The 18,463-nt window shown below is 69.4% G+C and carries 15 protein-coding genes and 1 riboswitch; of the genes, 4 read left to right on the top strand and 11 right to left on the bottom strand.

The window, feature by feature from the left end:
* Positions 1 to 38: 38 nt before the first annotated feature.
* From BLR02_RS04140 to dusB, 7 genes are read right to left on the bottom strand one after another with little or no spacing between them, the layout of a single operon-like run.
* On the bottom strand, positions 39 to 704 hold the full coding sequence (locus BLR02_RS04140; protein ID WP_090562706.1) for an HAD family hydrolase: 666 nt from the start codon (positions 702 to 704) through the stop codon (positions 39 to 41).
* The gene (locus BLR02_RS04135; protein ID WP_090562709.1) at positions 701 to 1,573 is read right to left on the bottom strand and encodes a D-amino-acid transaminase; all 873 of its coding nucleotides are present in this window, start codon (positions 1,571 to 1,573) and stop codon (positions 701 to 703) included. The genes BLR02_RS04140 and BLR02_RS04135 overlap by 4 nt, the downstream gene beginning before the upstream one ends.
* Before the next feature lie 32 nt (positions 1,574 to 1,605).
* Complete coding sequence (gene ntrX, locus BLR02_RS04130; protein ID WP_090660708.1) at positions 1,606 to 3,015, bottom strand: nitrogen assimilation response regulator NtrX; 1,410 nt, start codon at positions 3,013 to 3,015, stop codon at positions 1,606 to 1,608.
* Positions 3,005 to 5,386, bottom strand: coding sequence for a sensor histidine kinase NtrY-like (locus BLR02_RS04125; protein ID WP_090660704.1), 2,382 nt, complete (start codon positions 5,384 to 5,386; stop codon positions 3,005 to 3,007). The genes ntrX and BLR02_RS04125 overlap by 11 nt, the downstream gene beginning before the upstream one ends.
* Entirely contained in the window at positions 5,386 to 6,825 is a 1,440-nt protein-coding gene (gene ntrC, locus BLR02_RS04120; RefSeq protein WP_090562719.1) for a nitrogen regulation protein NR(I), read from the bottom strand. The genes BLR02_RS04125 and ntrC overlap by 1 nt, the downstream gene beginning before the upstream one ends.
* Complete coding sequence (locus tag BLR02_RS04115) at positions 6,822 to 7,988, bottom strand: two-component system sensor histidine kinase NtrB (protein ID WP_090660701.1); 1,167 nt, start codon at positions 7,986 to 7,988, stop codon at positions 6,822 to 6,824. The genes ntrC and BLR02_RS04115 overlap by 4 nt, the downstream gene beginning before the upstream one ends.
* Positions 7,985 to 9,013, bottom strand: a complete 1,029-nt coding sequence (dusB, locus tag BLR02_RS04110; RefSeq protein ID WP_245704601.1) for a tRNA dihydrouridine synthase DusB — start codon at positions 9,011 to 9,013, stop codon at positions 7,985 to 7,987. Before dusB ends, BLR02_RS04115 begins: the two co-directional genes overlap by 4 nt.
* Before the next feature lie 216 nt (positions 9,014 to 9,229).
* On the opposite strand from dusB, the gene BLR02_RS04105 reads away from it, so the two are divergent.
* Positions 9,230 to 10,381, top strand: a complete 1,152-nt coding sequence (locus BLR02_RS04105; RefSeq protein WP_090562726.1) for a bifunctional 2-C-methyl-D-erythritol 4-phosphate cytidylyltransferase/2-C-methyl-D-erythritol 2,4-cyclodiphosphate synthase — start codon at positions 9,230 to 9,232, stop codon at positions 10,379 to 10,381.
* 825 nt (positions 10,382 to 11,206) lie between these two features.
* Here the strand turns inward: BLR02_RS04105 and BLR02_RS04100 are convergent.
* Complete coding sequence (locus BLR02_RS04100; RefSeq protein WP_090660697.1) at positions 11,207 to 11,638, bottom strand: hypothetical protein; 432 nt, start codon at positions 11,636 to 11,638, stop codon at positions 11,207 to 11,209.
* A gap of 117 nt (positions 11,639 to 11,755) precedes the next feature.
* Between BLR02_RS04100 and BLR02_RS30820 the strand changes: the two genes are divergently transcribed.
* Positions 11,756 to 12,514 carry an SHOCT domain-containing protein gene (locus BLR02_RS30820; protein WP_090660694.1) on the top strand — a complete coding sequence of 253 codons (759 nt, stop codon included), beginning with the start codon at positions 11,756 to 11,758 and terminating at the stop codon, positions 12,512 to 12,514.
* Positions 12,515 to 12,605: 91 nt separating this feature from the next.
* Entirely contained in the window at positions 12,606 to 13,814 is a 1,209-nt protein-coding gene (locus BLR02_RS04090) for a hypothetical protein (protein WP_176849364.1), read from the top strand.
* Between the two features lie 35 nt (positions 13,815 to 13,849).
* Here the strand turns inward: BLR02_RS04090 and cutA are convergent, their stop codons facing one another.
* The 3 genes from cutA to metE form a co-directional block, all read right to left on the bottom strand.
* Complete coding sequence (gene cutA, locus BLR02_RS04085; RefSeq protein WP_090660691.1) at positions 13,850 to 14,179, bottom strand: divalent-cation tolerance protein CutA; 330 nt, start codon at positions 14,177 to 14,179, stop codon at positions 13,850 to 13,852.
* A complete protein-coding gene (locus BLR02_RS04080; RefSeq protein ID WP_090562737.1) occupies positions 14,179 to 15,357 on the bottom strand; it encodes an acetyl-CoA acetyltransferase in 1,179 nt (392 codons plus the stop codon). The genes cutA and BLR02_RS04080 overlap by 1 nt, the downstream gene beginning before the upstream one ends.
* A 65-nt stretch (positions 15,358 to 15,422) precedes the next feature.
* A complete protein-coding gene (metE, locus tag BLR02_RS04075; RefSeq protein ID WP_090660688.1) occupies positions 15,423 to 17,645 on the bottom strand; it encodes a 5-methyltetrahydropteroyltriglutamate--homocysteine S-methyltransferase in 2,223 nt (740 codons plus the stop codon).
* Between the two features lie 63 nt (positions 17,646 to 17,708).
* Positions 17,709 to 17,915: riboswitch (cobalamin riboswitch) on the bottom strand.
* Positions 17,916 to 18,030: 115 nt separating this feature from the next.
* Between metE and BLR02_RS04070 the strand changes: the two genes are divergently transcribed.
* Positions 18,031 to 18,435, top strand: coding sequence for a DUF3597 domain-containing protein (locus BLR02_RS04070; RefSeq protein ID WP_090562743.1), 405 nt, complete (start codon positions 18,031 to 18,033; stop codon positions 18,433 to 18,435).
* Positions 18,436 to 18,463: the final 28 nt, after the last annotated feature.

Raw genomic sequence — 18,463 nt, 5'->3', positions numbered from 1 at the left:
CGCACGCATGGCAGCCCAAGCTGCCACCGGCACTGGCATCAGCCCGGAGAAGCGCCTCGGAGATAGGCAGTGAGCGCCATGGCGTCGGGAAAGGCAAGGTCCGGCGCAGCAATTTCTGGCCCGCCATCATGTGCCGCATCGCCGAGCAGCACCGCCGTGCAGCCGGCTCGCCGAGCCGCCTCCATGTCGAGCGCCGTGTCACCGACATACCACACGGAGTCGGCCGGCAGGCCAAGCGCCGGCAGCGCCATGCGGAAGGGCGCCGGGTCGGGCTTATCGATGGCCGCATCCCCTGCCCCGACCAGGATACGGAACCGCGGTGCCCAGCCGAGATGCGCTGCCTCGGCCCGTAGCAACGGCCCTTGCTTGTTGCTGATGACGCCTTGCGGCAGACCAAGCGCGGCAACGGCCTCGACAACAGCCGCCGCCCCCGGCATCGGCTCCAGGACAGCGAGGTGCCGGGCGCGCACCTCGGCATAGAAGACGTCGCGCGCCACTTCCCATTCCGCCCCGAACATCTCGGGGAAGGTTTCGCGCAGCGAGCGGCGGACGCGGCCCCTCACCTCCTCAACCGTCCAGCGCGGCAGGCCGAAGCGGTCAAAGGCTGCGTTCAGCCCGGCGGCGATGGCGAGCCAGCCATCGACCAGGGTGTTGTCCCAGTCCCACAGGATACCCCGTGGCAGGCCGTGCGAGGCGGCGCTCATGCGGCGTTCCTGAGATCGCCCTTCACATGGCGGGCGAAGAGTTCGAAGAGATGACGCACCACGGGCCCGACCTTCCCGTCCCCGACCGGCTGCCCATCGAGGGCGACGATTGGCTTCACGAAGGACGTCGCCGAGGTGAGGAAGGCTTCGCGGGCCTGCCGGGCCTCCTCGAGGCTGAATTCCCGCTCCTCGAAACGGATGCCGCCTGCCTGCATCTCGGCCATCAGCGCAGCCCGGGTGCAGCCGGGCAGGATGACTTGGTCCAGATGGCGCGTCCGCACCACACCCTCGGCATCGACGATCCAGAAGGTGGTCGCGGCGCCCTCGGTCACGATCCCAGTCGCCTCGTCATAAAGGATGGCCTCGATCGCACCCTGCTCCCGTGCTGCCTGGCGGGCCAGGCAGTTCGGCAGCAGGTTGATCGATTTGATGTCCCGCCGAGCCCAGCGCAGATCCGGCAGGGTGATGGCTTTGGCGCCCCAGCGGTCGACACTCGCTGGATAGGGTGGGATGCGCTTCACCGTCACCACCAGCGCCGGCGGCAGGGGGCTGGTCGGGAAGGCATGGTCGCGTCGCGCCACGCCGCGCGTCACCTGCATGTAGAGCAGCCCCTCGGTCACCCGGTTGCGGCGGGCGACCTCGGCCAGAATATGGCGCAGCGCGAGGCGGGACATCGGCATCGGCAGGCGGATCTCGCGCAAGGATCGCTCCAGCCGCGACAGGTGCAGATCTTCGTCGATGAAGCGGCCGCCATAGAGATGGACGACCTCATAGATGCCATCGCCGAACTGGTAGCCGCGATCCTCGATATTCACCTCGGCCAGCCGCTGATCCACATAGCGGCCGTTGACGTAAGCGATGCGCGACATGGGGTATCCCGACTAATCGTTCCGCCAGGAGATCACAGGGCCGGCCCGGCTGGCACCCGGTCCTCGGCCTGGACGCCGAGGAATTTCAGTTTCCGGTGCAGGGCGCTTCGCTCCATCCCGACGAAGTTGGCGGTGCGGCTGATATTGCCGCCGAAGCGGAGCAGCTGGGCCTCCAGATACTGCTTCTCGAACAGCTCCCGCGCCTCGCGCAACGGAAGGGTCATGATCTCCGAGCTGCGGTCGAGCTTCAGCATGGCCGGCGCGGCCGAGCCCACCTCCGGCGGCAGCATCTCGGCGCGGATCGGCTCCCGGGCTTCGCCGGGCGCCATGATGAGCAGCCAGTCGATCAGATTCCGCAGCTGACGGACATTGCCAGGCCAGTCATAGGCCTGGAGCGCCGCCATGGCATCCTCGGCCAGCTCCCGCGGCGGCATGCCGGAGGTCTCACCGGAGCGGGCCATGAAGTGCCGGGCCAGGGCCGGCACATCCTCCCGCCGCTCGCGCAGGGCCGGAATCCGCAACGGCACCACGGCAAGCCGATAGTAGAGATCCTCGCGGAAGCGGCCGGCGGCGATCTCGTTCTGGAGGTCCCGGTTGGTGGTGGCGATGACGCGGACATCCACCTTCACCCGGGTAGCCCCGCCGATCCGCTCGAAACCCTGCTCCTGCAGAGCGCGGACGATCTTGCCCTGGGTCTCGAGTGGCATGTCGGCCACCTCGTCCAGCAGCAGCGTGCCGCCATGGGCGCGCTCCAGCACACCGGCGCGGCGCGGGGCCGCCTGGGCATCCGTCCCAGCCTCGAGACCAAACAACTCCTCCTCGAAGCGGGCCGGATTGAGGGTTGCGCAGTTCAGCGCAACGAAGGGTCCGTCGGCACGGCGGGAACGGGCATGGATCATCCGTGCAGCCACCTCCTTCCCCGCTCCGGCCGGTCCGCTGACCAGCACCCGGCTGCCGGTCGGCGCCACGCGCTCGATCGCGGCGCGCAGCTGCGCCAGGCTAGCCGAAGTGCCGACCAACTCGGTCTCCGGCCCGGCCCGCAGCCGGAGCTCGGAATTCTCCCGTCGCAGCCGCGCTGCCTCCAGCGCCCGCGCAACGACCAGCAGAAGGCGATCCGAGTTGAACGGCTTCTCGATGAAGTCGTAGGCGCCCTGCTGGATGGCCCGCACCGCCGTCTCGATGGTGCCATGGCCGGAGATCATCACCACCGGCACCTGCGGCTCTTCCCGATGCAGCGCGGCCAGGATGCCGAGGCCGTCCAGCTTCGAATTCTGCAGCCAGATGTCGAGCACGACCATGGACGGCCGGCGCTGCTTGAAGGCAGCCACCGCCTGGTCGGAATTCGCCGCCTGCCGCGTTTCGTAGCCTTCGTCCGAGAGAATGCCCTCGATCAGCGCCCGGATATCAGGCTCATCGTCCACGATCAGGATTTCATGCGCCATGCGCGCGCCTCATGCTGCCATCCGGCCAAGGGTCAAGCGAGTCTGTCTCCATGCCGGCCAGGGGTTCCCCGCTGCGCTCTGCCATGCGCTCCCCCCCAGGCCGCCAGGGCAGGGTGAGCACCGCCCGGGCACCACCGCGCCCCGACGCCACCTCCTGGGGTCTGTCCTCCAGTCCCAGCCTGCCCCCATGGTCCTCCATGATCTTCTTCACGATGGCAAGGCCGAGGCCGGTTCCTTTCGGTTTATGCGTCACATAGGGCTCCGCCAGCCGGTCACGCTCATCCCCTTGGGGCAAGCCGATCCCATCATCCTCGATGGCGATCGCGACCGTCTCCTCGCCCGGCTCGATGCGCACGGTGATGTGTCCAAGCAGCGATCCCGGCTCGGCGCCCGCCTCCCGCTCCGCCTGTGCCCGCATGGTGACCGCATCGGCGGCGTTCATCAGCAGATTCGTCAGCGCCTGGCCGAGCAGCCGGCGGTCGCAGGGGATGACGGGGCCCCTCGCCGGCCGGTCGCCCTCCACCTCGCCGGGCAACTCGATCCTGTAGGCGATGCCGGGATGGGCATCGCGCTGCAGCACCAGCGCCTCCCGCAGGACCTGGGACAGGTCCTCCGGCCGGATGACCGGCTGGGGCATGCGGGCGAAGGCGGAGAATTCATCGACCATTCGGCCGATATCGCCGACCTGCCGGACGATGGTGTCGGTGCAGGCGACGAAGGTCTCGGGATCATTGCTGATCTGCTTCAGGTAGCGCCGCTTGAGCCGCTCGGCCGAGAGCTGGATCGGGGTCAGCGGGTTCTTGATTTCATGGGCGATCCGCCGTGCCACATCGGCCCAGGCCGCCTTGCGCTGGGCAGAAAGCAACTCGGTGATGTCATCGAAGGTCACGACGAAACCCGAGATCTCGCCGCCGCCGCCGGCCTGGCGCTCCTCGCCGATCTGGGCGAGCAGGGTGCGGCGGTGGCTCGGCGGGCCGATGCGGATCTCGGCGGTCCGGCTGCGGTCCATGCCGCCATCGGCGGAGGACAGCGCGCCGGGGGCAAGGAGCGGTGCGAATTCCGGCGCGACCTCGGACATCGGCCGGCCGATGGCGGCATCGAGGTCGATACCGAGCAGCTCGCTCGCCCGGCGGTTCGGCAGGTTGATCCGCCCATCGGTCTCCAGCCCCACCACGCCCGCGGAGACGCCGGCGAGCACCGTCTCGATAAAGCGCCGCCGCTCGTCGATCTGCCGATAGGCCTGCAGCAACTCCGACCGTTGGGCGGCGAGCTGGTTGGTCATGCGGTTGAAGGCGCGGGCGAGGCTGGCGATCTCCTCATCCGCCGCCACTTCCTCCACCCGCGTCGAGAGGTCGCCGCCCCGCACCCGCTCGGCGGCGACGATGAGCCGCCCGATCGGCCGGGCGAGCTGGTTCGCCAGGACGAGGCCGATCAACACCGCGGCCAGCAGCACCAACAGCGCCGCGATGGCGAAGATCATGACGAAGGTGATCTGCAGGCCGGAGCGATTGTTGTCGAGCTCGACATATTCCGCCACCGACTTCTCGACCGACTGCTGGTGCGACAGCACCATGGCGTCGAGCGGCCGGCCGATCAGCAGCATCCAGCCCTCGCCGAAATCAAGCGCGACCACGGCCCGCACCCGGTCATCCGCCGGCAGCACCGCCACGTCGCCGAGCCGGGCCTGGGCGATGGCATCCTCCGGGGGCGGGTCCAGCGTGAAGCTGGTGGTGTAGCCGGCATGGGCGATCACCTGCTGGGTCGCCGGGTCGAAGACCACCGCCTCGGTCAGGTTCCGGAGCGCCGTGTGGGTCGCCAGGACGCGGGCGAAGGCAAGGCCGTTATCCGGCAGCAGGACCCGGGCGCGGGAGAGGTCGGCGGCCATGGCAATGGCATCGCCGCGGATGGTGTTGCGATGCTCCTCCAGATAGCCACGGCTGGCCTGCAGGCTCGCCTCCAGCGCCGTCCGCACCCGGTCGCTGAACCAGGTCTCGATGCCGAGGTTGAAGAAGAGCGCGGCGAAGGCCGCGACCAGCATGGCCGGCACCACGGCGACGACGCCGAAGAGCAGGACGAGGCGCACATGCAGCCGGGAGCCGGCCGAGCCCCGCCGCCGCTCCGCCCAGACCCGCACCAGCCGCCCGGCCAGCGAGGCCATGAGCAGCAGCAGCACCGCCAGGTTGACGAGAACGAGACCCACCACGACGCCCGGCTTGGTCGGCCCCAGCGGGCTGCCATCCGAGAGCACCGAGAATGTGGCGATGCCGAGCAGCAGGGCGCCGACCGCGAGGCCGAGCGTCATCCCCCGGCCCAGCAGCACATCGGCGATGCGGCGGGGCAGGCCGCGCTGGCGCGGCTCGCCAGCGGCCATCAGCCGAGCCCGCGCACCACGGGCAGGTCGAGTTCCCGGATCTTCTTCCGCAAGGTGTTGCGGTTCAGCCCGAGCATGGCCGCGGCCTTGATCTGGTTGCCACGCGTGGCGCCGAGGACGAGGCGCAGCAGCGGCCGCTCCACCTCCGCCAGGACGCGGTCATAGAGGTCGCGCACCGGCAACCCGTCCTTGTGGGCGGCGACGAAGGCCTTCAGGTGCCGCTCGACCGCCTGTTCCAGGGTCTCCGGGCCCCGCATCCCGGCCTCGGCCGGCGGCTCGGCCTCGGAGAGTTCGGCGCCGACGGCCTCTGCATCGATCGTCTCCTGAGGGTAGAGGGCGGCGAGGCGCCGCATCAGGTTCTCGAGCTCGCGCGCATTGCCTGGCCAGGCATGACCCTTCAGGCGCTCCACCGCCTCGAGGCTGAGTTGCTTCAGCGGCAGGCCGGAGGCGCGGGCACGTTCAAGGAAGTGGCGCGCCAGCAGCGGGATGTCCTCCATCCGCTCGCGCAAGGGAGGCAGGCGGATAGGGACGACGTTGAGGCGGTAGAAGAGATCCTCCCGGAACAATCCCTGGCGGATCGACTGGCGGAGATCCCGATGGGTGGCCGCCACGATGCGGACATTCGCCTTGATCGGGTTGCGGCCGCCGACGGTGGTGAACTCCCCCTCCTGCAGCACCCGCAGGAGGCGGGTCTGCGCCTCGGGCGGCATGTCGCCGATCTCGTCGAGGAAGAGCGTGCCGCCCGCCGCCTGCTCGAAGCGGCCGATGCCCCGGTTGAGCGCGCCGGTGAAGGCGCCGCGCTCATGGCCGAAGAGCTCGCTCTCGATCAGCTCGCGCGGGATCGCCGCCATGTTGATGGCGACGAAGGGTCCGCCCCGGCGCCGGCCGTAATCGTGCAGGGCGCGCGCCACCAGCTCCTTGCCGGTGCCCGACTCGCCGGTGATCATCACCGTGAGGTCGGTGGTCGTGAGCCGGGCGACGGTGCGGTAGATCTCCTGCATGGCCGGGCTGCGGCCGACCAGGGGCAGGCGCTCCTCCGGCTCCTCCTCCTCGGCGGGGGCCGGGGCCTGGGGGGCGGCGAGCGCGCGCTCGACCACCGCCAGCAGCTCCTTCAGGTCGAAGGGCTTCGGCAGGTATTCGAAGGCGCCGCGCTGAGCTGCCTTCAGCGCCGTCATGAAGGTGGACTGCGCCGACATCACCACGACCCGCATGTCGGGGCGGATGCGCTTGATGCGGGGCACGAGGTCGAGCCCGTTCTCGTCCGGCATGACCACATCGGTGATGACGAGATCGCCCTCACCGTCCTCGACCCAGCGCCAGAGGGTGGAGGCGGAGGAGGTGGCCCGCACCTGGTAACCCGAGCGGCCGAGCGCCTGGCTCAGCACGGTGCGGATCGCCCGGTCATCATCGGCGATGAGGATGGTGCGGCTATCGCTCATGAACGGTCCATCTGCTTTCCATCGAGACGCAGCCCCGTAGGCGGCATGGCCAGGGAGAGGCGGAAAATGGTGCGGCCGGGGCGGCTGTCGCATTCGATCAGCCCGCCCTGGTCGGCGACCAGCTTGGCGACAAGGGCGAGGCCAAGCCCCTGCCCGCCCCGCTTGGTGGTGACGAAAGGCTCGAAGAGCGTTGCGCGCACCGGCTCGGGAATGCCGGGGCCATTGTCCCGGACGATCACCTGCAGCGGCACATGCACCCGCTCCTTGCTGCCGGGCACGGCGATGCGGACCCCGTGGTGATAGGCAGTGGCGAGGACGATCTCGCCGGAGAGCGGGTCGACCGCCTCGGCGGCATTCTTCACGAGGTTCAGCAGGATCTGCACGAGCTGGTCCCGGTTGCCCCAGACCGGCGGCAGGGACGGGTCGTATTCCTCGGTGATGCGGAGATGCGCGGCGAAGCCGGTCTGCGCCACCCGCCGCACATGGTCGAGCACCTGGTGGATGTTCACCGGCGCCAGCTCCACCGGGCGGTCGGAGAACATGTCCATGCGGTCGACCAGGTTGCGGATGCGGTCGGCCTCGTCCTGGATGAGCTGGCAGAGTTCCCGGTCGCCGTCATCGGTGCTGGACTGCTCGAGCAGCTGCGCCGCGCCGCGGATGCCGGAGAGCGGGTTCTTCACCTCATGCGCCAGCATCTCCGCCATGGCGGAGGCGCCGCGGGCGGCGCCCAGGAAGTTGAGCTGGCGGTTCATCATCTGCGCCGTGGAGCCGTCCTGCAGCGTCAGCACGACGGCGCCCGGCATCTCCGGCAGCGGGGCCCCATGGGCGGCGACGCCGCGGCGGTTGAGGCGCGGGCTGTCGAGCGTCAGGTCATGGTCGGAGACCGGCGCCTCATGCTGGCGGACCTGGGCCAGCAGGGCGAGGAGCCGGCTGTCTGGTGGCAGCAGGTCGCCGAGGCGGAGCACGGCGAGCGAGCCGAAGGAGAGCTGGAAGAACAGCTCGGCGGCCGGGTTCACGTAGCGGAAGCGGTCCTCCTCGTCGAACACCACGGCAGGCATCGGCAGGGCGGCGAGGATCGCGCCGAAATCCGGCAGGGGCACCGGCCGGCCGGGCTTCGGCGGCAGCGCGGCGACGCGTGCGCGGGTGGCGAAGGCGCCGCTCATGCCGCCAGCTGCTCCAGGCCCTGGGCGTGGAAGCGGGCGCGAGCGGCCTCGAGCCCCAGCTCCAGCAGCGGCTGGTAGAAGCCCTGGATCAGCCGCACCACCTCGGCCGCCGTCTCCACCTGGTTGACCTGCGAGCGGAATTCCGCCGAGCCCGGCAGGCCCTTGGAATACCAGGCGACATGCTTCCGTGCGAGGCGGAGCCCGGTCTGGGTGCCGTGATGGGCCAGCATGTCCTCGTAATGCTCGAGCAGCACGGCAAGCTGCTCGGCGAGGCTCGGCTCGGCCGGGGTCTCGCCGGTGCGGAGGTAATGGGCGACCTGGCGGGGCAGCCAGGGGCGGCCATAGCAGCCGCGGCCGATCATCACGCCATCGGCGCCCGACTGCCGCAGGGCCTCGGCGGCGTGCTCCGGCGTCAGGATATCGCCGTTGACCAGCACCGGGATCGCCACGACCTCCTTCACCCGGCGGACGAAGGCCCAGTCGGCGGTGCCGGTATAGAGCATCTGCCTCGTGCGGCCGTGGATGGTGACGAGGCGGATGCCGCAGGACTCGGCGATGCGGGCGAGGTTCGGGGCGTTCAGCGAGTTGTGGTCCCAGCCCATGCGCATCTTGAGGGTGACGGGGACGGCGACCGCCTTCACCACCGCCTCGAGGATGGCGGCGGCGCGGACCTCGTCGCGCATCAGCGCGCTGCCGGCCTGCTGCCCCACCGCCACCTTCTTCACCGGGCAGCCGAAGTTGATGTCGATGATGGCGGCGCCCCGATCGGCGGCCAGCCTCGCCGCCTCCGCCATCACCACCGGCTCGCAGCCGGCGAGCTGGACGGCGGAGGGGGCGCCGAAGCCGTCCACCTCGGCCATCTTCAAGGTCTGCCGGTTCTCCCGGACCATGGCCTGGGAGGCGATCATCTCGCTCACCACCATGCCCGTGCCGAGGCGGCGGGCGAGGCGGCGGAAGGGCAGGTCCGTGACGCCGGACATGGGGGCGAGATAGACGGGGACGTCGATCCGGACATCGCCGACCATGATGGACGGCAAACCGCCTGCTTCCAGGGCAGTTGCGCGGAAGCCGGCCTGAGACTCGGGCATGCTGGTGCTCATGATTTGGGCAAACTAGGCCAAGAGGCGTGGTTCGGCAACGCCCGCCGGGCCGCCTGTCGAGAATCATTCCAATTTTCTGTGCCGGCCCGGAGGCGACTGGCCCGATTTCGCCGGCCGTCATTCTGCGATAGGGTCCGCGCGATGAGCATCGCCGCCCTCCTGATGGCCGCCGGCAGCGGCACGCGCTTCGGCGCCGACCAACCCAAGCAATACCTGCCCCTGCTGGGCCGCCCCGTCATCCGCCACGCGGCGGAGGCGCTGCTGGCGGAACCAGGGGTCGAGCTGCTTTTGCCGGTCTGTGCCGCAGGCGAGGAGGCACGGATCGCCGCCCTGCTCGAGGGGCTTCCGGTGCTGCCGGCGGTGGCCGGTGGGGCGACGCGGCAGGCGAGCGTCCGGGCCGGCCTTGAGGCCCTGGCCAATCGACAGCCGCCGCCGGAGGCGGTGCTGGTGCATGACGCGGCGAGGCCTGTGGTGCCGCGGGGGACCATCCCTGCCCTGCTTGCGGCGCTGCGTGGGGCGCCGGGTGCCATCCCGGCCCAGCCGGTGGCCGATACGCTGAAGCGGGCCGAGGGCGGCGTGATCGGCGAGACGGTGCCGCGGGCCGGGCTCCACCGGGCGCAGACGCCGCAGGCCTTCCGCTTCGATGCCCTGCTGGCCGCGCATCGCGCGGCCGGTGCCGAGGCGACGGATGACGCCCAGCTGCTCGAGCTGGCCGGGGAACGGGTGGTGCTGGTGGCGGGATCGGAGACCAATGTGAAGATCACCTTCCCCGAGGATCTGGAGCGCGTGGCTGGGTCGATGCTCGGGCGGCTGGTGCCGCGGGTCGGCACCGGCTTCGACGTGCATCGCACCGAGACGGGGCGGCGGATGGTGCTGTGCGGCGTCGTCGTTCCCTGCGAGTTCGGCCTAGAGGGACATTCGGATGCCGATGTCGGCATCCATGCGCTGTGCGATGCGATCTATGGCGCCCTCGCCGAGGGCGATATCGGCCGGTGGTTCCCGCCTTCCGAGATAACGTGGAAGGATGCCGACAGCGCGCAGTTCCTGATCCATGCCGCCGGGCGGGTCGCGGCCCGGGGCGGCATCATCGCCAATGTGGATGTGACGCTGCTGTGCGAGCGGCCGAAGATCGGGCCGCACCGCGAGGCAATGCAGGCAAGGCTGGCGGAGCTGCTCGGCGTCGATCCCGGCATCGTCGGGGTGAAGGCGACCACGACGGAGCGGCTGGGCTTCACGGGCCGTGGCGAGGGCATCGCGGCGCAGGCGGCGGCGATGGTGCTGGTGCCGGTTTAAGCACTTCAAACTGGCTCAATTCCTGCTGAGTTGTAGACTGAGAAAGTAGCCACAAGTCACTGCTTACAAAGCATTGTGGCGGAAACCTCGGCGGGCGATTTGAGGGTTTGAGCCTTTGAGGTGGTGGGTATGATCCAGGCGCGGCTTGGGCTTGGGTGGCCCCGAACATAGCAAAATCGGAACGATCATGTCCAGTTCGGCATGCGGATCGCTCCGTCCCTGCCATGCGATGCCGCACCCTCCTTGCCGCCAATCTCCTTCCCGCCGTTGCCCGGGCGCAGGCGCCCGCTTGGCCCGACCGGCCGCTCCCTTCACCGCGGGCGGGCCGACCGATGTGGCGGTTCGGCTGCTGGTGGAGGCGCTGAGGCGGCGGTTGCCGCAGCGGGTGGTGGTAAACCGGCCAAGGGGCAAAGGGGCCGTGGAACGGGGCGGTCTTCCTGACCGCCACCGTCGCGCATACGGTGCCGCTGCTGGTGGCACCAAGAGCAAGCCCCACCAAGGGCTTGCCCGGCCTTCTTGACATGCTGCGAGAGAAGCCGCGAGCCTATGACTATGGCAGCGCCGGCAATGGCTCCGTCCAGCATATGGCGGGCTCGCGGTGGACCACATCCCTTATCGGGGCAACCCAACGGCCCTGACCGATCGGGTGGCGGGGCGGCTCGACGCCGGCCGCCGTGGATGCCTTCGTCGCGGCGGGATCGGACAAGTGGCGGGGCGTGATGCGGGCGGGTGGTATCAAAGCCGGTTAAGCCGCCCATATCATTAGCTTGAACAGCGGTCTTCCACCTTCAGGTTATCAGTGAAGGCGGTGGCGTATGGTCCTGATCAGGCGACGCTCTGGCGTTCGGTGGCATCCTCCGCGGCCTGGCGCAGCTCGACGACGGTGGCGGACATCGCCTCCTCCTCCTGCGGGCGGCCCACCGTCTGGCTGCGCTGGAACTCGACGGCGCAGACCACCTGGGCGAGGTTGACGGTTGCCTGCACCGCGCCGGGGACCGGGGCGCCGAGATAGTGCTTCGACTGCCAGGCCGTATCGGCCATGGCGGGGACGCCGGCATGGTCGAGCGTCAGGTCGAGCAGGATCGTCCCATCGGAGGAGAGATGGACCGCGCGCAGGCCGGCGACGCGCAGCACGTCACCGGTGGTCAGCAGCAGGCCGAAACTGCCCTGGTCGGAGCCGAGCATGCGCTCGACGAACCAGGCGGGGAGCAGGGCCGCATCGGTCGCGGGGTCGGCGAGGCGGGTCCAGCTCGGCATCGGGATGGGCATCCTTCGGTTGCGGTCGGGTCGTAACGCGGCTGCGACGCATCTGTTCGCCGCCCGGGTCTTCTGGCAGGGCTCCGGCCCTGAGGGATCATGCGAGGAGGGCCTGCGATGCGGGAGCTGACCGAGGCCGGGATGCGGCAGGTGGAGGAAATCGCCCGGCAGCAGGGCGTCAGCCGGGAGGCCGCGCTGGTGCTGCTGCATGCGCTGGCCGATGGCGGCGGGGCCATGGCGCAGTTCAGCCATCCGGAGCTGGGCGGCATGGGCCAGTGGTCGCGGGGCGGCATGATCATGATCGGCGACATGTTCAACAACGGGCTCAAGGCGCGGGTGGATGCGCTCTGCGTCGCCCTGGCCGGGCTGCTGCATGGGCCGGGGCCGGTCTTCGCCCCGGCCATGCCGGGGCGGGCCCTGGATGGGCAGGCCGGTGGTGGCGCCTGGTGGCCGGCGGAGCTGGGCTCGCCCGCGGCCAGCGGGGCGCAGAACAGCATGGCCTATGCCTATTTCCCGGCGGCGCGGCGCCTCGCGGTGCGGCAGGATGGGCAGGTGCGGATCTTCGACACTGACGATCACCGGATCAGCGGGGTGTCGCAGCAGCAGGGTGGCGGCCAGGTGCTGGCCTTCACCGGCGACCGGGGCGAGGTGCGGCTCGAGGCGTTGCGGGAGGTCGGCGGGGAGGCACCCTCCCCGGTCGCGGCGGCCGTCCCGGAAAGTGGCGGCGAGGCACCCGAGTCAGGGGTCGCATCCTTATCGACTCCGGGCGGGAGCCCGATCGAGCTGATCCGCCAGCTGGCGGAGCTGCACCGGCAGGGCGTGCTGACCGAGGCGGAATTCCAGGCGAAGAAGACGGAGCTGCTGGGGCGCTTATAAGAACAGGTCACACCGCTCTCGTAATCGCTGGATTATTGCAGAATAGGTATTATTGTAGGGCTTTGGTTTCAAACCTCATTCCGAGATTGCTATGGCTCGACAGCATTGCCCGCCCGTCCTTCTGCCCAATGGCGGCGGCAATGCCGTTGCTCTGCTGCCGTATCGCCAAGGCATTAAAGACGAAGCTGAGATTCAGATGCTGGTGCACGAGCATCCCAGTTGCCTACCGATCGGTGAAATTGACCCAATGTTCCTTGGACCAGTGGCGATCTGCCGAGAGTTACAGACGCCAGCCGGTCCCATCGACAATTTCATGGTAACGCCATCAGGTTTACCGGTCCTCGTAGAGTGCAAGCTATGGCGCAATCCTGAGGGCAGGCGGGAAGTTGTTGGCCAGATTTTGGATTACGCTAAGGAACTGAGCCGCTGGTCGTCTTCCGATCTGCAACGAGAGGTTCGACGGCGACTGAAGCTTGCCGGAAACCCTCTTCTGGATCTAGTGCGGGCAGCGAGGCCTGATCTCGATGAGATCGAATTCAACGATGCGCTCACCGCGAATCTGAGGCGTGGGCGTTTCCTACTGTTAATTGTGGGAGACGGGATCAGAGAAGGTGTCGAGGCAATTGCAGAGTATTTGCAAGAGCATGCTGGCCTTCATTTTTCCCTCGGTCTAGTTGAGATGCCAATCTTCGTTTTGCCTGACGGCAGCCGACTTTTGACACCGCGGCTACTGTTACGCACGGCTGTCGTAACCAGGACAGTAATTTCTGTTCCGGATGGATATGGATTTCAAGAGGAGGAGCAAGGGGCGCAGCTGGATGCCGATCGGAATCAGCGGAAATCACATGATGAACGATTCGCCTTTTGGGCAGAATTTCTGAACGGCCTGGAGTTAGACGACCCGGAGCAGCCACGGCCCCGGCCGGCAAAAATGGGGTATCTCGCTTTCCCGTTACCGGCACCCCAGGGAAGCAGTTGGTTGACCGTGTTCCGTGACCTGAAAGCAGGAGAGGTCGGCGTCTTTTTGTCCGCTAACCGCGACTCACCCGGCGAACTTGCCATGCGAGCCATCGCCGAAGACTGGCCACAGGTACGGAATGAGTTAGGTGGCGTTGCTCAACTCGTCGATAAAAACGGTCGACCACGCATCATCGCTACGCTCTCAGGCATTTCGTTCGACCAAGCCGATGAACGCAAATCAGCGCTCCTATGGCTCCAGGAGCGCGTGAATAGCTTCGTCAATGTGTTGAGGCCACGCGTCCGCTCTGCCGTCGTCGGTTATCGAAGGGATGCCGCCTGAGCCAGCCCGGCATCGAACAAGCCAAACATGTTGTTCTACTCGGCCACCTGCGCCCGGACCCAGGCCATGAACTCCGCATCGCCGTCGGCCGCCGGCAGGGCGAGGATGGAAGGCAGTGCGTAGCTGTGCAGCGCGCGGATGCGGGCGCGCAGGGCCTCGAAGCGGCTGGCGGGGGTCTTGAGGATGAGGGCGGCCTCCGCATCCTCCTGGATCGCGCCTTCCCAGCGGTAGATGGCGGTATGGCCGGGGAGGAGGTTGGCGCAGGCAGCCAGGCGCTCCTCCACCAGCGCCCGGCCGATGCGGTGGGCTTCCGCCGCATCGGCCGCCGTGACGTAGACCCAGAGGATGGGGTCCGCAGCCTCCATCAGGTGCGTTCGAGGATGGAGACGTAGTTGGCGACCGCGGCGCCGCCCATGTTGAAGACGCCGCCCAGCTCCGCCTTCGGCAATTGCAGGGCACCGGCGGTGCCGGTGAGCTGCATCGCGGTCAGGACATGCATGGAGACGCCGGTGGCGCCGATCGGGTGGCCCTTGGCCTTGAGCCCGCCGGAGCGGTTGACCGGCAGCTTGCCATCGGCCGCTGTCCAGCCCTCGAGCACGGCGCGGGCGCCCTGCCCTTCCGGCGTCAGGCCCATCGCCTCGTATTCGATCAGCTCGGCGATGGTGAAGCAGTCATGCGTCTCGACGAAGGAGAGGTCGGTCGCGGCGCCGAGCCCGGCCTGGTCCAGCGCGCGGGACCAGGCCTCGCGCGGGCCCTCGAAGCGGATGATGTCGCGCGAGGCGATGGGCAGGTAGTCATTCACCTGCACGGCGGCGCGGAAGCGCACGGCCTTCTGCATCGCCCTGGCCGTCTCGGCATCGGTGATGACCATGGCGGCGGCGCCATCGGAGACGAGGCTGCAATCGGTGCGCTTCAGCGGGGGCGCGACGAAGGGGTTCTTGTCGCTCTCGGCGCGGCAGAAGGCGTAGCCGAGGTCCTTGCGCATCTGCGCCCAGGGGTTGTCGACGCCGTTCTTGTGATTCTTGGCGGCGATGGCGGCGAGCGCGTCGGACTGGTCGCCATGGCGCTGGAAATAGGCCTCGGCGATGCGGCCGAAGACGCCGGCGAAGCCGCCGCGGATGTCTTGCTCCGTCTTGCGGTAGCTGGCGTTCAGCAGGATCTCGCCGACCTGGGGACCGGGCGTCGCGGTCATCTTCTCGGCGCCGAGCACCAGGGCGAAGCGGCCGCGCTTGGCGGCCAGGAAGTCGAGCGCGCCATGGATGGCGGCCGAACCGGTGGCGCAGGCGTTCTCGTAGCGGGTGATCGGCTTGAAGCGCAGCTCGGGGATGGATTGCAGCACCAGGGAGGCGGGGAAGCCCTGATTGGTGAAGCCCTCGCCGAAGACGCCGAGGAAGCCGGCATCGATCTCGGCGGGCGAGAGGCCGGCATCCTCGATGGCGGCGCGGCCGACGCGGGCCAGCAGGCTCTCGATATCCGGCTCTTCCAGCTTGCCGAAGGGGGTATGGGCCCAGCCCACGATGCAGGCGTCGTTTGTCTCGGCCATGGATTTGCTCCGTTCCTCTGGCCCGAAGATAGGCGCGGCCCATGGCCGCGCCTAGTTCCCCGGCGTCAGAGCTCGGCGCGGACGGCCTCCGCGGCCCGGACTAGGTTCTCAAGCGCCGGCCGCACCTCGCCCCAGCCACGGGTCTTGAGGCCGCAATCGGGGTTGGCCCAGACCCGGTCGGCGGGCAGGTGGCGCAGCGCCAGGCGGAGAAGGTCGGCCATCTCCGCCGCCGAGGGGATGCGGGGGCTGTGGATGTCCCAGACGCCCGGACCGATGCCGCTCGGCCAGGCGAAGCCGGTGAAGGCCTCCAGTAGCTCCATCCGGCTGCGCGCCGTCTCGATGGAGATGACATCGGCATCCATCGCCGCGATCGCCTCGATGATGTCGGCGAACTCGCTGTAGCACATATGGGTGTGGATCTGCGTCTCGTCGCGCACGCCGGACGAGCAGAGGCGGAAGCAGGCGACGGCCCAGCGGAGATAGCCGGCGCGGTCCGTGGCGCGGAGCGGCAGGCCCTCGCGGAAGGCCGGCTCGTCGATCTGGACGATGGGGATGCCGGCCGCCTCCAGGTCCAGCACCTCGGCGCGGATGGCCTCGGCGATCTGCCGGCAGACGGTCTCGCGCGGCAGGTCGTCGCGGACGAAGGACCATTGCAGCAGCGTCACCGGCCCGGTGAGCATGCCTTTCATCGGACGGCCGGTGAGCGACTGGGCATAGGCGCTCCATCGCACCGTCATCGGCTCCGGCCGGGCGACGTCGCGCCAGATGATGGGCGGGGCGACGCAGCGGCTGCCGTAGCTCTGCACCCAGCCGTTCCGGGTGAAGGCGAAGCCGGCGAGGCGCTCGCCGAAATACTTCGCCATGTCGTTGCGCTCGAACTCGCCATGGACGGGGACGTCGATGCCGAGCTCCTCCTGCCAGCGCACGGCCTCGGCGATGTGGCCGCGCATCGCCGCCTCGTAGCCGGCCTCGTCCAGCGTGCCGCGGGCGAGGGCAGCGCGGGTGGCGCGGATCTCGGCGGTCTGCGGGAAGGAGCCGATGGTGGTAGTCGGCAGCGGCGGCAGGTTCAGCCGGACCTGCTGGAGCGCGGCACGGGTGGCATAGGCGGTGCGGGGCGGCGGCTCCGGCGCGAGGGCGGGCGGCGGTGCCTCGGCGCGGCGCTCGGCGGCGACGGCGTCGCTCTCGCGCAGCAGGGCGGCTATGGCGGCCTCGCCCTCATCGAGCGCGCGGGCCAGGGCCACGACCTCGCCAAGCTTCTCCTCGGCGAAGGCGAGGCGGCGGCGCAGCGCCGGGTCGAGCGCCGTCTCGCCGCGCAGGCCGTGGGGGACGTGCAGCAGTGAGCAGGAGGGGGCGACCATGAGCCGGTGCCCGGCGGCGCGGCCGGCGAGGTTCAGCGCAGCGCGCAGGTCGGTCCGCCAGACATTGCGGCCATCGACCAGGCCGAGGGAGAGGGTCTGGTCGCGGCGCGCCAGGGCGAGGGCCAGGGCGAGCTGGCCCGGGTCCCGCACCAGGTCGAGATGCACGCCCTGCACGGGCAGGCCGAAGGCGAGCGGCAGGTTCTCCCGCAGCCCGCCGAAATAGGTGCAGAGCAGCAGGCAGAGGCCGGGCGCGGCCTCGGCGAGGCTGCGATAGGCGGTCTCGAAGGCCTCGGCGGCGCCGGCGGGAAGGTCGGTGGCGAGGCAGGGCTCGTCGATCTGGACCCAGGCGGCGCCGGCCTCGGCGATGCCGCGGAGCGCGGCGGCATAGGCGGGCAGCAGGGCGGGCAGGAGGGCGAGCGGGTTGGTGCCGTCGGCGCTCTTCGCCAGCATCAGGAAGGAGACCGGGCCGAGCAGCACGGGTCGGGTGCGGCAGTGCTGGGCAAGGCCCTCGCGCACCGCATCGGCCCAGGGGTTCGCGGCGAGGTGGAAGCGCTGCCCAGCGGAGAGGCGGGGCACCAGGTAGTGGTAGTTGGTGTCGAACCACTTCGTCATCTCGAGCGCGGGCGTGTCCCCGGCGCCGCGGGCGAGGCGAAAGAGGCTGGCGAGCGGCAGCGGCCCCTCGCCTTCCGCCGAGAAGGTGCCGAGGGCGGCGGCGGTCTCCAGCACATGGTCGTAGAGGGCGAAGTCGCCGGAGGGGATGTGGTTGATCCCGGCGCCCTGCTGCAGCGCGCGGCTGGCGGTGCGGAGGCGGACGGCGGTGGCCTGCAGCTCGGCCTCGGAGGCGGTGCCTGCCCAGAAGGCCTCGAGGGCGAATTTCAGCTCGCGGTGCGGGCCGATGCGCGGATAGCCGAGATTGGCGGCGATGGTCATGGCAAGCCTGTCTCCTGCCCGCCGGTGCACCCAGCCCGGTGGAAAAGGTGGCGGTGCCGCGACAGGCGGTCACCGGCGATGGCAGGTCTCCTGGCTCGCGGGTCGCCGCCGCCGGCCGCGCCTTCCCGCACCCGGATGGGTGCAGTGGCGGCCCCGATGGATCGGGGCATGGGCCGGCGGCTCTCCGCCTACAGTTGCTGGGGCAGCGGCCGACCCTGCCGGCCTTCCCTCTTCGCCCGCTCGCGCGGGACCATCGCCGCATAAGGATATCCTTATGAGTTTATGAGTGACAAGCCCTGCTGGACGGGGATGGGGCGCTGCTCCCCTGATGAACCGGATGGGCTGCGGATCGTTGTCTCTGCCGAGTAACAGGAGAGCATTCCGCATGAGTATCTTCAGCCGCATCCTCGACAAGCTGCGTGGCCATGCCCAGGCCGCCCCCGCCTCCGATGCCGGTACGGCCGTCGCGCCGCCGCAATCCCCCGGCCCGACCGATGACCTGCCGGCCGCAGGTTCGGCCAGCGCGGCGGCGCCGGTCGATGTCACCGGCATCCTCGACGGCCTCCTGGCGCAGCAGCGGCAGAAGCTCGACTGGCGGCACTCGATCGTCGACCTGATGAAGCTGCTCGAGCTCGACAGCAGCCTCGAGAACCGGAAGGAGCTGGCGAAGGAGCTGAACTACACCGGCGACACCAACGACTCGGCCAAGATGAACGTCTGGCTGCATCAGCAGGTGATGCGGAAGCTCGCCGAGAATGGCGGCAAGGTTCCGGCCGAGCTGAAGGACTGACCGCACTGCTGGACCCCTGCCCCGACTG

Origin of the sequence: Belnapia rosea (assembly GCF_900101615.1) — a bacterium.
In the GTDB taxonomy this organism is placed as follows: domain Bacteria; phylum Pseudomonadota; class Alphaproteobacteria; order Acetobacterales; family Acetobacteraceae; genus Belnapia; species Belnapia rosea.
Note: the sequence above shows the minus strand (reverse complement) of the source record. Positions and strands in the feature narration are given on the sequence as shown.